Below are 11407 nucleotides of genomic sequence, written 5' to 3'. Positions count from 1 at the left end.
CTTCCTAGTTTTACTCTTCATCGCCGAGAAGCAAATCTGGGCTTAAATCTTCTAGTTCTTCATCTAGGTCACCGTAGTCAAAATCATCGTCATCATTGCCGCAGCCGTCTGGATGGATCGCGACACATATTTTCGTTTCCCCAATGACTTCGGAAATAAATTCGCGTTCTACATCGACCACAATTTTATTTCCGTTTGGCGAAATGGTGCATTCTAGGCAGTTCGGCTGCTGAATGACGCGAACGATAATGTCTGTATCATCGCTAATAATATCATCATCGTCACGGTATTTTAATTTCACCACATCCGCATATGTTACTGTTTCTGTGACAACTTCTGTTTTTGTATTGTTGTCGTATGAATACCAAACGTTAACGTCATATTTCCCATGGATTTCTACTGTCTTGTCACATTTTTTCGCATCGTAACGATGGTTAATAATCCAGCATCCTAAAATGCTTGATGGACGATTCGGAGCAGTAATCGTATGAGTAGATTGCGTAAATTTACGACCTTTCCCGACGACCGCCTTTGTAATAATTTCTCTGTATTCAGACATATAAGAAACCCTCCTCAAATGAATCTTCATTTCATCCTATGCATGATTTCGCCTAATGTGCACATAAGTTTATAAATTATTCCTTATAGTTCATTGTATGCAGGGTCCCCGTATGATGTGCCTACTTTTTCCGCAATAAAAAAAACGCCCTTGAAAACCAAGGACGTCAGTCAAATTTTAATGACAGCCGCAGCCGCCGTTTCCACTACAGCGTATTTGCGCACCTGTCTCCCCGCGCAACACGTTGCCGCCTGTTGATGCGATAATCTCATCGGTCACCGTATTGGAGATGGTAGAAGCGACTAATTGAAGCAGATCATTCACTTCCGTTTGCGATTGCTGGAATTCGCTAACGATCGGAATTTGCGAAAGCTCTTCGTAAATCGCGTCAATTTGTGCTTCTACTTTTTTCAGCGCTTTATATTTCCCGTAATGTTTTAAGTTGACTGCTTGTTTTTGCAATGATTTAATTTGCTCGATCATCGCGCGCACTTTTTCGTTTTGGTGTATTTTTTCTTCCGCGCGTTTAAAAAAATCAACTTCTTCTGTCTCGGCAATCATTTTGGCGAGTTCCTTCGCCTGTGCTAAAATCTCATCACGTGTATATTTTGCCATCTCATTTCACCTCGATCGCTTCTTCTACCATTTCCCCGTTTAATGTCCATGTTTTCGCTTCGGTAATCCGCACTTTGACAAGTTTGCCAATCGCCGATTTCGGACCGATGAAGTTGACAAGCTTGTTTTTCCGCGTGTATCCAGCAAGGACATCCGGGTTGTTTTTGCTCTCGCCTTCAACTAATACTTCGACAACTTTCCCTTCATATTCCTTCATTTTTCGCGCTGAAATTTCATTGACAAGCGCGTTTAGCCGCTGCAAGCGTTCTTTTTTCACTTCCATCGATACGTTATCAACCATTTTCGCCGCCGGTGTGCCTTCACGTGGCGAATAAATGAACGTGTATGCAGAATCAAATTCGACTTCGCGGTAGAGCGACAGCGTTTCTTCAAACTGTTCTTCCGTCTCGTTCGGGAAGCCGACAATAATATCCGTTGTTAACGCAACGTCTGGAATCGCCGCTTTAATTTTGCGGACAAGCTCTAAATATTCCTCACGCGTATATTTCCGGCCCATCAATTTCAATATTTCCGTGCTGCCGGATTGCACTGGAAGGTGAATATGCTCGACTAGATTGCCGCGTTTGGCGAGCACTTCGATTAAACGATCGTCAAAATCGCGCGGATGGCTAGTCGTAAAGCGAATGCGCGGAATATCAATTTTACGAAGTTCGTCCATCAAGTCGCCAAGACCGTATTTCATGTCGGTGAAATCTTTCCCGTAGGCGTTGACGTTTTGGCCAAGAAGCGTAATTTCTTTATATCCTTGGGCGGCAAGATGGCGCACTTCTTGAATAATGTCTTCCGGACGGCGGCTTCGTTCTTTCCCTCGTGTATACGGAACGATACAGTACGTACAGAACTTATCGCAGCCGTACATAATGTTTACCCATGCTTTAATGTTGCCTCTGCGCGCTTTTGGAAGATTTTCGATCACATCGCCTTCTTTTGACCAAACTTCCACAACCATTTCTTTTGACATGTATGCTTCATGTAAAATGTATGGAAGGCGATGAATGTTATGCGTACCGAAAATCATGTCAACGTATTGATATTGTTTCAAAATTTTATTGACGACCGATTCTTCTTGCGACATACAGCCGCATACCCCAAGAAGCAAATCCGGATTGTTTTGCTTCAGCGGCTTTAAGTGGCCGATCTCGCCAAACACTTTGTTTTCCGCGTTTTCGCGGATCGCGCACGTATTCAATAAAATGACATTCGCATCTTCCGGGCGGTCAGTCGGCTCATATCCGAGCGCCATAAAAATTCCTGCCATTACTTCGGTATCATGTTCGTTCATTTGACAGCCATACGTGCGAATATAAAACTTGCGGCCTTCGCCCATGCCGCGGAATTGCTCCGGTATAGTGAAGTCTTTAACATATTTTACTTCTTCTTTTCCGCGTTTTTTCGCTTCTTTTAAATTTGGCGGAATAAATACGCTAGTAAAATATTTTTCGTAATCTTTGCTCGTTTTTTTCTTTAACGCATCCAAAGCGGATTTTTTGTCCGTTGGATGATCAGCTGTTTGAATTTGTCCTGTTTGTTCTAAACGTTGTTTTTCGTTCATAATAATCTCCTTTCTATAGCTATAGAAAACAATTGTTTCCTTTTCATCATACACATTATCATAGTATATAATTGATCACAAATTTAAACAATACTTTTCTTATTCAGCTTAACACTGAACAAATCATCATAACAAAATCACTCCCAACTAGGCAATACCTAATTGGGAGTGAATCATTTCCAAATTACATAAATTCAGAAATTAATTCATCGAATTTTTCTTTGCTTAGTTGAAGATCTGCCTCCGTAAGCGGTGTTTCGCTATAACCGTGAAGCAGTTCTTGATACGATTTTTGTTCTTTATTTTGATAAATCAGCCCTGTTACTAATCCTTTATATTTCATTACCGTTTGCATTGCCATGATGCGGTCCGATGGATCATACCCCTCAATCTCGCTTACTTTCACAAGGTTTTCTTTAAACCAGTCGTATGTGTTTACCTTATTATATGTAACACATGGACTGAATACGTTAATAAGCGAGAACCCTTTATGTTTAATCCCCTCTTCAATTAAGCTCGTTAATTCTTTTAAATCGCTCGAGAAGCTTTGCGCTACGAACGTTGCGCCAGCGCTTAGCGCGATTTCCATAATCGAAAGAGCCGGTTCGACCGAACCTTGCGGAGTGCTTTTCGTTTTAAAGCCGACATCGCTGCGCGGCGATGTTTGCCCTTTTGTTAAGCCGTAAATTTGGTTGTCCATAACAATATACGTAATATCGATGTTGCGGCGAATCGCATGAATGGTATGACCCATGCCGATCGCAAATCCGTCTCCATCGCCGCCTGCGGCAATGACCGTTAAATCACGGTTCGCCATTTTCACTCCTTGGGCGAGCGGCAATGCGCGGCCATGGGTGCCGTGAAAGCCGTACGAATGAATATAACCGGAAATACGTCCCGAGCAGCCAATTCCGGAAATAACTGCTAATTGATGAGGTTCAAGCCCGACGTTTGCCGCGGCGCGCTGAATGGCAGCTTGAACGGAGAAATCGCCACACCCTGGACACCAGTTCGGTTTTACATCGTTACGAAAGTCTTTAAACGTTGCCATATTTATAACAACTCCTTGCATTTTGTATAAACTTCGTTCGGCAAAAATGGATTACCGTCATATTTCAATACACTAGAAATTTTTTCAGCATGTCCAACATTCATTTTAAGAATGTTTGCAAGTTGGCCTGTTGCATTTTGCTCAACGACGACGACTTTTTTCGCTGATTCGACAAGCGGCAACACTTCCTCCGTTGGGAACGGATGAAGAAGACGAATGTGCGCGTGATTGACTTTCACGCCGTCTTGCTCAAGACGGTCGATCGCTTCTTCGATCGCACCGCGCGTAGAGATAAAACCAACAATTAACAAATCTGCTTCATCGTGTTTAACGTTTTTATGAACTGGTGTGTTGAATTGAATATGTTTTAATTTGCGCAAACGCTTATCCATCTGTGCATTCCGATTTGCCGCAACTTCAGACGGTCTTCCTGTTTCCGCGTGTTCTACTCCTGTTACATGGTGAATTCCGTTTGGCGTTCCCGGAATTACGCGCGGAGAAATGCCATCTTCGGTAACTTCGTAACGTTTAAAATTATCTTTTTTCTCCAACGGCGGGAGTTCGTCTGTTACCAGTTTGCCACGGCGGATTTCGATTTTATCGTACTCTAACGGTTCAACCGTTTGTTTACCAAGGGAAAGTTGCAAATCAGATAAAACGATCACCGGACATTGATATTCTTCGGCAAGGTTGAACGCTTCCACCATATCGTAAAACGCTTCTTGCACTGTGCTTGGCGCCATAACAATTTTTGGAATTTCACCATGCGTTCCGTAAATCATGGCCATTAAGTCAGATTGTTCTTGTTTTGTCGGCAATCCTGTACTTGGACCGCCACGTTGTGTATCAACGATGACAAGCGGTGTTTCTGTCATTCCAGCAAGCCCGATCGACTCCATCATAAGAGAAAGACCTGGACCTGCTGATGCGGTGAATGCCCGCACGCCAGCATAGTTGGCACCAATCGCCATCGTACATGCGGCGATTTCATCTTCCGTTTGAATGACAGCTCCTTCTAGTTCCGGAAGTTTTTTAATTAAATATTCCATAATTTCTGAAGCCGGAGTAATCGGATATGCCGCCATAAAACGCGCACCGCCAGCTAATGCGCCCAATGCAAGCGCGTCGTTGCCGATCATGAACATCCGCTTTTTCCCATCCGCTTTTTCTAATTTCATTGTTTGAACATGATCACCGAGCTGTTCTTTCATATACTGAGCCCCTGCTCGGATCGCTTCCATGTTCTTTTCGACAACTTGCTGGCCTTTTCTTCCGAAAATTTCTTGTACCACTTCTTGATATACGTTAATATCAAGGCCAAGAACTGCACTTGACGCACCAACAGCGACCATGTTTTTCATAAGCGATGTTCCTAAATTTGTCGCGATATCTGTAAACGGAACTGCATATAACGTTACATTTTGACCTTCCGGAATCGTTGGGTTAAACTTCGCATCAGCGATCACGATGCCACCATCACGAAGTTCATGAAAATTAAAGTCAATCGATTCTTGGTCAAACGCCACTAATATATCAAGATCATCGGCAATCGAACGAATTGGTGTTGTACTTACACGAATTTTGTTATTCGTATGACCGCCTTTAATCCGCGAAGAAAAATGACGATACCCATATAAATAATAGCCTAGGCGATTTAGCGCAATGGAGAAGATTTCACCGGTACTTTCAATTCCTTCTCCCTGCTGTCCTCCAACTTTCCATGAAAGTTGACTAATCATTTCTTACACCCCTTTAAGTTCGGTCAAAATTACAATTATAAGTGTAGCACTTTTCCAATAAAATCACTAGACTTGCAGGCAATGATTTTCACAAAAATTTAAACATATAAAAATATATCAAACGATTTCATTCTAGACCTATATGAAAAAAAATGCAACCTTACTTATAAAAACTCTTTTCTATTGCCATCAATCTCTTATTTTACTGCGGCAAATGGTCATAAAAATTGCGAAATAAAAACCGTTCTACCTCATCTTCTGAGTAGTGTTTTTGCAGCTCGTTGACTAAATTTGTATAGCACCGCGCATTTTCGAGTCCTTTTGCCGTTTCTTCCATTCCGTCAAAATCAGAGCCAAACCCAACGTGCCTTGCTCCCCCGAGTGAACAAATGTGTTCCAAATGGCGGAGAACGTCAGAAATCGCCGCTTTTTCTTTTTCTTTCGTTAAAAAGTACGGAACGAACGTAATTCCAATCATCCCATTTTTCTCAATCAACGCGCGAATTTGCTCATCTCGCAAATTACGCGGATGTGGACAAAAGCGATATGTATTAGAATGAGAAGCAATCGGAAATTGCGCGATTTCCATCACGTCCCAAAATGCTTTTTCCGATAAGTGGGAAACATCGACCCAACGTTTTGCCTCGTTAAGATGCCGCACCACTTGTTTTCCGAATTCCGTTAATCCGGCACCGCGCACTTCCCAAGAACCATCTGCTACAGCATTGGACCAATTCCATGTCAGTCCAACAGACGAGACACCAAGGCGAAGCAATGTTTTTAATTTTACAAGGCTTGTCCCAATCGCATCGCATCCTTCAAGCGTTAACATCGCCCCAATTTCATTTTCTTCCAATGCGTCAATATCGCGTTTCGAACGAACAAATTTCAACATTGGAAATCGCTCAATCATTTGTTCAAAAAAAATGTCTATCATTTCTAGCGCAACCGTAAAACGAGCTTCTTCCGGAACAGTTTCCGGTATGTAAATGGCAAAACATTGAACTTTTATTTTCGCCTCTAGAAGTGATGGAAAGGTGACATGAAGACTTTTGCCATCTTGGAACGATAAAGACCGATCCATCCATAATTTCATCAGTGCGTCACAATGCGCATCGAAAATCATACATATCCCCCTTTATAAAGTAAAATAACCTGCCTGCCTTCCAATGGAAGGCACAAACAGGTTATGTTTCTATCATAAAAGCGTTACTACTATTAACGAGGTTCTACAATTAATTTAATCGCCGTACGTTCTTCCCCATCAATAATAATATCCGTAAATGCAGGAATACAAATAAGGTCCATGCCGCTCGGTGCCACAAATCCTCGTGCAATAGCTACTGCCTTAACGGCTTGGTTTAATGCACCTGCGCCGATTGCTTGAATTTCTGCTGATCCGCGTTCGCGCAATACCCCGGCAAGTGCACCAGCTACAGAGTTAGGATTCGACTTTGCTGAAACTTTTAATATTTCCATTTCTAGCTCCTCCCTCATTTCCTCAAAAATAGTTCTACTGTTACTATATTCACTGTTTTAGCGAGTATTCCTGCTAAGTTTATAAATATTTTTTAAAAATTCCTAAAACAATGACTATTCTAAATAAGGATTGTCATCATTTATCACAATTCTTTCGATCTTATTTGCTCGTCCCGTTTTCTCATCAATATCAATGAGCACAGCGTTTAATTGGCTTCTCCCCTCTTTTACCTCAAAACGAACGGGTAATGAGGTTAAAAATTTCCGCAACACCGCCTCACGATCCACTCCTAAAATTCCATCATACGGACCGGTCATCCCAACATCAGTAATATACGCCGTTCCTTTCGGCAAAATACGAGCGTCGGCAGTTTGAACGTGCGTATGTGTACCAACAACTGCAGAAACACGTCCATCCAAATACCAACCCATCGCTTGCTTTTCACTTGTTGCCTCCGCGTGAAAATCAATCAAAATCATCGGCGTGCGCCTGGTTGCTTCTTCAATTAGCTCATCTGCTTTTTTAAATGGACAATCGATGGCGGGCAAAAACGTTCTCCCTTGCAAGTTAATAACAGCTACTTCCATTTGCTCTACTTGTACATATACAATCCCTTTTCCTGGGACACCTTCCGGAAAATTAGCCGGCCGTATTAATGACTTTGCATCATCGATAAATTCAAATATATCGCGTTGATCCCATGCGTGATTGCCAAGCGTGACGACATGGGCGCCTTGCTCAAGAAACGTACGATAAATTTTTTCCGTAATTCCTTTTCCGCCTGCGGCATTTTCCCCATTAATGACAATGATGTTCGGTTTATGTTTTTCTTTTAACTTTGGCAAATATTGTTCTATCATTTTTCTTCCCGGTGAACCGACAACGTCGCCAATAAACAAAAATTTCATTGTATATCCCTTTCTAAGCTGAAATCTAACTAGTTCAAGTTTGGCACAAAATATAAAAAAAATAAAGTGGCAATATCGCCACTTTATTTTGCATATTCTACCGCTCTTGTTTCACGAATAACGGTAACCTTAATGTGTCCCGGATAATCGAGTTCCTCCTCGATCCGTTTACGAATTTCCCGCGCCAATCGATGCGCTTCTAAATCATCAATCATATCCGGCTTCACCATAATACGCACTTCTCGACCTGCTTGAATCGCATATGATTTCTCCACACCTTCGTACGATTCAGCGATTTCCTCCAATTTTTCGAGGCGGCGAATATAGTTTTCCAATGTTTCACTGCGCGCTCCCGGTCTTGCCGCAGAAAGTGCATCAGCCGCTGCAACGAGCACGGCAATGACGGAAGTTGGCTCCGTATCACCATGATGGGAAGCGATGCTGTTAATGACAACCGGGTGTTCTTTATATTTTGTCGCCAATTCTACACCGATTTCAACATGGCTTCCTTCCACTTCATGGTCAATCGCCTTGCCAATATCGTGCAGGAGGCCAGCACGTCTTGCTAACATTTCATCTTCGCCAAGTTCCGCCGCCATCAACCCGGCTAAAAACGCCACTTCAATTGAATGCTTCAAGACGTTTTGCCCGTAGCTTGTCCGGAATTTGAGGCGTCCTAAAATTTTTATTAAATCCGGATGTAACCCGTGAACGCCAACTTCAAAGGTGGTTTGTTCGCCGACTTCACGAATATGCTCATCCACTTCACGTCTTGCTTTTTCGACCATTTCCTCAATTCTTGCCGGGTGAATGCGTCCATCTTGAACAAGTTTGTCTAAAGCAATTCTAGCCGTTTCACGGCGGATTGGATCAAATCCCGATAAAATAACTGCCTCCGGCGTATCATCGATAATTAAATCAATACCGGTGAGCGTTTCAAGCGTACGAATATTCCGTCCTTCACGACCAATGATCCGGCCTTTCATTTCATCGTTTGGCAAATTAACGACAGATACGGTCGTTTCGGCGACATGGTCAGCCGCACAGCGCTGAATCGCCAGCGATAAAATTGCTTTTGCTCTTTTATCCGCCTCTTCTTTCGCGCGGGTCTCGGCTTCTTTCACCATCATTGCAATTTCATGAGATAGCTCTTTTTCGACACGCTCCAAAATAACTTGGCGTGCTTCTTCGCGTGTTAGACCAGAAATTCGTTCCAATTCCATTTGTTCCTTTTGAACGAGCTCTTCCACTTTGCTTTCCATCTGTTCAATATGTTGTTGTCTTTGATTCAGTGCTTCCTCTTTCGATTCTAAGAGCGCTTCTCGTTTATTCAGCGCCTCATCTTTTCGGTCAAGATTTTCTTCTTTTTGCAGCAATCGGTTTTCTTGTTTTTGCAACTCGCTTCTTCGATCGCGAATTTCACGTTCAACCTCTGTACGAAGTTTATGAATTTCATCCTTTGCTTCAAGAAGCGCTTCCTTTTTCAGCGCATCAGCTTCTCGTTTCGCATCTTCAATGATTTGGTTTGCAGCTGCTTGTGCACCGCCAATTTTCGCTTCTGCAATGGATTTTCGAATAAAAAAGCCGACAACGGCACCGACAACTAAGGCAAGCAAAGCGGAGATGATGATTGACCCCATTTTTTTCACCTCCTCTTGCTATAAAATTATTTCGAAATAACTGTCGGCATGTACGTTGTTACAAACGTTTCAACATACAGTACCATACTTACTGACATCGAAATCAGCAACACATATATCCGCCCATTAGCCGAACGTATGCGCCGCTAAAGCCGATCAAGCGAGAACTTTCTTTCCATTTTTCATGCGGACGCGCTCCAGTTTCTGCTAAATGTTTACAGACAATAAAAAAACATCATTAGTGTTTTTATACAGTTGGCTCAATCCAAAATACATTCATGTTTTGTGCATGAGCCACTTTCATTTAGCCGGAGTCACGGACTTTCGTGGCTGATTCTTTGTATAAAATATACATGTTAATTTTAAAGGTGGCAAAATTTATTGTCAAGATATAGAAGTTTCTCCCTGTCACAAATCAGAAAAAATAAAAAAGAGAGGAAACAGCATTTCCTCCCTAGGTTTAGTCTTCTAAAAATCCAAGCTCCTCTTGTTGCGTCTCGTTTGCGTTGTTCGAAACAGAAGGCGATTCAATTCCGTAATGTCTACGGATTTCTTGTGCAATTTCTTCAGCGATATGCGGATTTTCTTTTAAAAACTGTTTTGCATTTTCACGTCCTTGACCTAGACGCTCGTCTTTATACGAATACCAAGAACCGCTTTTTTGCACGATATCCAGCTCTGATGCCATATCGATGATTTCGCCTTCTCGGGAAATTCCCTCTCCGTACATAATATCTACATCAGCCGTTTTAAATGGAGGGGCAACTTTATTTTTTACTACTTTAATTTTTGTTTTATTTCCAACCATGTCATTGCCCTGTTTAATTTGTTCGGCACGGCGCACTTCTAAACGGACCGAAGCATAAAATTTTAGAGCTCGGCCGCCTGGTGTCGTCTCCGGATTTCCAAACATCACTCCGACTTTTTCGCGAATTTGGTTGATGAAAATAGCGATTGCCTTTGATTTATTAATCGCTCCGGATAATTTGCGCAATGCTTGTGACATAAGACGCGCTTGCAAACCAACGTGGGCATCGCCCATTTCTCCTTCAATTTCCGCTTTCGGTACAAGCGCCGCAACAGAGTCAATAACGATAATATCAACCGCGCCGCTTCTTACTAATGCCTCGGCAATCTCCAATGCCTGTTCTCCTGTATCCGGCTGGGAAAGCAACAACTCATCGATGTTTACGCCTAGCTTTTGTGCATAAACTGGATCAAGCGATAGCGATAGGTAATAGTCACCCTCGGCATTACCCGGAGGGGCTATTTTCCCCCGCTTCACACCGTGCGTGCGAGTTTCCCCGCACACGGCGTTCCATCGAGTACCCCGGTTACTAATTACACCCAAGACTTCACCCGTGTATATACTTCCTATACTTTTCTTCCGACCTCGGGCTGATTAGTTCTTGAAACGTGTGTTTGATAGTATCAAATCCTTTCTGTCGGGATTTGTACCATACACGTTGTTAATCAGTTTTGCTCACCGAAATCCTTGCGGATTTCCTCACGGCTTCCTAATCGACGTCTGGGGTTAGTAACCAAAAGGTACTCGACTATGCCCCTTCGCTCCGCAGGCATTACCCTGCTTCATCACTACTACGGGCTGCTGCCCCACCCCTTCAGCAGTCATTTCCTACTGCTTAGTGGCATCGGGGTGCGCACCCCTTAACATCCACTGGGGTGGTTCACCTGTACCGCACCACCTATCCTTACATACTCCCTTAGGCCCCGCCTCTGACCCGTCAGCCACCTTTTCGTCCACGGTTGGAGGACTCAAGGCAAAGATCCTCTGTGGGATCAATCCAGATCGAGCAAACACGAATACTCGATCCGGGGCTG

9 protein-coding genes and 1 pseudogene are annotated in these 11407 nt (G+C 43.0%); all 10 read right to left on the bottom strand.

From position 1 onward, the window contains the following. Nucleotides 1–10 precede the first annotated feature (10 nt). On the bottom strand, nucleotides 11–559 hold the full coding sequence (locus B9L23_RS06785) for an outer spore coat protein CotE (RefSeq protein WP_015863531.1): 549 nt from the start codon (nucleotides 557–559) through the stop codon (nucleotides 11–13). Nucleotides 560–736: 177 nt separating this feature from the next. Next, nucleotides 737–1174, bottom strand: coding sequence for a YlbF/YmcA family competence regulator (locus B9L23_RS06780; protein ID WP_081189851.1), 438 nt, complete (start codon nucleotides 1172–1174; stop codon nucleotides 737–739). 1 nt (nucleotide 1175) lies between these two features. Further along, nucleotides 1176–2747 (bottom strand): tRNA (N6-isopentenyl adenosine(37)-C2)-methylthiotransferase MiaB, encoded by a 1572-nt coding sequence (miaB, locus tag B9L23_RS06775; protein WP_081189850.1) that lies wholly within the window; start codon nucleotides 2745–2747, stop codon nucleotides 1176–1178. A gap of 184 nt (nucleotides 2748–2931) precedes the next feature. Next, nucleotides 2932–3798 (bottom strand): 2-oxoacid:ferredoxin oxidoreductase subunit beta, encoded by an 867-nt coding sequence (locus B9L23_RS06770; RefSeq protein WP_089097088.1) that lies wholly within the window; start codon nucleotides 3796–3798, stop codon nucleotides 2932–2934. A gap of 2 nt (nucleotides 3799–3800) precedes the next feature. Continuing rightward, nucleotides 3801–5537: a 2-oxoacid:acceptor oxidoreductase subunit alpha gene (locus B9L23_RS06765; RefSeq protein ID WP_089097087.1), complete on the bottom strand. Its 1737-nt coding sequence runs from the start codon at nucleotides 5535–5537 to the stop codon at nucleotides 3801–3803. Between the two features lie 202 nt (nucleotides 5538–5739). Continuing rightward, complete coding sequence (locus B9L23_RS06760; protein WP_015863526.1) at nucleotides 5740–6663, bottom strand: dipeptidase; 924 nt, start codon at nucleotides 6661–6663, stop codon at nucleotides 5740–5742. 92 nt (nucleotides 6664–6755) lie between these two features. Beyond that, nucleotides 6756–7016 (bottom strand): stage V sporulation protein SpoVS, encoded by a 261-nt coding sequence (gene spoVS, locus B9L23_RS06755; RefSeq protein WP_015863525.1) that lies wholly within the window; start codon nucleotides 7014–7016, stop codon nucleotides 6756–6758. 114 nt (nucleotides 7017–7130) lie between these two features. After that, nucleotides 7131–7925 carry a TIGR00282 family metallophosphoesterase gene (locus B9L23_RS06750; protein WP_015863524.1) on the bottom strand — a complete coding sequence of 265 codons (795 nt, stop codon included), beginning with the start codon at nucleotides 7923–7925 and terminating at the stop codon, nucleotides 7131–7133. An 83-nt stretch (nucleotides 7926–8008) separates the two neighbouring features. Then, a complete protein-coding gene (rny, locus tag B9L23_RS06745; RefSeq protein ID WP_015863523.1) occupies nucleotides 8009–9565 on the bottom strand; it encodes a ribonuclease Y in 1557 nt (518 codons plus the stop codon). Nucleotides 9566–10025: 460 nt separating this feature from the next. After that, nucleotides 10026–10790: pseudogene (gene recA, locus B9L23_RS06740) on the bottom strand (recombinase RecA); the annotation flags it as partial. Nucleotides 10791–11407 lie beyond the last annotated feature (617 nt).

Source organism: Parageobacillus galactosidasius (assembly GCF_002217735.1).
In the GTDB taxonomy this organism is placed as follows: domain Bacteria; phylum Bacillota; class Bacilli; order Bacillales; family Anoxybacillaceae; genus Parageobacillus_B; species Parageobacillus_B toebii.
The sequence above is the reverse complement of the archived record's forward strand: the minus strand, read 5'-3'. Positions and strand labels throughout refer to the sequence as shown.

Coding starts and splice junctions, on each gene's coding strand:
- B9L23_RS06785 (WP_015863531.1), bottom strand. CDS start 559: ATGTCTGAATACAGAGAAATTATTACAAAGGCGGTCGTCGGGAAAGGT.
- B9L23_RS06780 (WP_081189851.1), bottom strand. CDS start 1,174: ATGGCAAAATATACACGTGATGAGATTTTAGCACAGGCGAAGGAACTC.
- miaB (WP_081189850.1), bottom strand. CDS start 2,747: ATGAACGAAAAACAACGTTTAGAACAAACAGGACAAATTCAAACAGCT.
- B9L23_RS06770 (WP_089097088.1), bottom strand. CDS start 3,798: ATGGCAACGTTTAAAGACTTTCGTAACGATGTAAAACCGAACTGGTGT.
- B9L23_RS06765 (WP_089097087.1), bottom strand. CDS start 5,537: ATGATTAGTCAACTTTCATGGAAAGTTGGAGGACAGCAGGGAGAAGGA.
- B9L23_RS06760 (WP_015863526.1), bottom strand. CDS start 6,663: ATGATTTTCGATGCGCATTGTGACGCACTGATGAAATTATGGATGGAT.
- spoVS (WP_015863525.1), bottom strand. CDS start 7,016: ATGGAAATATTAAAAGTTTCAGCAAAGTCGAATCCTAACTCTGTAGCT.
- B9L23_RS06750 (WP_015863524.1), bottom strand. CDS start 7,925: ATGAAATTTTTGTTTATTGGCGACGTTGTCGGTTCACCGGGAAGAAAA.
- rny (WP_015863523.1), bottom strand. CDS start 9,565: ATGGGGTCAATCATCATCTCCGCTTTGCTTGCCTTAGTTGTCGGTGCC.